Source organism: Stenotrophomonas sp. 21LCFQ19, assembly GCF_056861425.1.
Map to the genome: position 1 here is coordinate 1 of NZ_JBSPUF010000017.1, position 824 is coordinate 824.

Below are 824 nucleotides of genomic sequence, written 5' to 3' on the forward strand. Positions count from 1 at the left end.
TTACCGGTAAAGCCGACCCTGTAGTGCCGAGCCATGCGCGGCAGAGGCGTTACCGGTAAAGCCAAACCTGTAGTGCCGAGCCATGCTCGGCAGGGGCGTTACCGGTAAAGCCGAACCTGTAGTGCCGAGCCATGCTCGGCAGGGGCTTCACCGGTAAATCCGAACCTGTAGTGCCGAGCCATGCTCGGCAGGAGAGTTACCGGTGAAGCCCCTGCCGAGCATGGCTAGGCACTACGGGTGGAGCCGTAAAGCCCCGACGGACGTTCTTGATCGCCGGCCTCAGGCTGCAGCAATGTCCAGTCCAAAGCTGCGCCTCGGGCGCGTATCGCTGCCCAACAACACCTATTCAATCACCACGGTGACAGCTGGGCGAATGCCGCTGTTTGCGAATCGCAAGAACGCCGAGCAGGTGATCGAGTCGCTCCATCATTGCGAGCTCGCCGGCATCACCCACAGCCTTGCCTGGGTGGTCATGCCAGACCACCTGCATTGGCTGCTGCAGCTTCAAACCGGATCGCTGGGTGCGTGTATGCAGCGGCTGAAGTCGCGCTCGGCAAGAGCCATTGGCGTTGCAGGATCCATCTGGCAATCCGGCTATCACGATCATGCAATCAGGCGCGATGAATCATTGCTGGGCGTGGCGAATTACCTGCTGCATAACCCTGTGCGGGCTGGCCTATGCGACAGGCCGCAGGAGTATCCGTACGCGTGGTGCCGATGGGGTTGGCAGCTCTAATGCGCTGATGTAGTGCCGAGCCATGCTCGGCAAGGGGTGTTACCGGTAAAAACAATTCCGAGCATTGATAGGGACAAAAGGGGAGGCA

At 60.2% G+C, this 824-nt stretch carries 1 protein-coding gene; it reads left to right on the forward strand.

Translation table 11 applies throughout. From position 1 onward, the window contains the following. Positions 1–292 precede the first annotated feature (292 nt). The gene (locus AC13FW_RS16910) at positions 293–736 is read left to right on the forward strand and encodes an REP-associated tyrosine transposase (protein ID WP_482989847.1); all 444 of its coding nucleotides are present in this window, start codon (positions 293–295) and stop codon (positions 734–736) included. The last annotated feature ends 88 nt before the right edge of the window (positions 737–824 follow it).

Bases quoted from the DNA above. Each gene is read 5' to 3' on its own strand.
- AC13FW_RS16910 (WP_482989847.1), top strand. From the start codon at position 293: ATGTCCAGTCCAAAGCTGCGCCTCGGGCGCGTATCGCTGCCCAACAAC.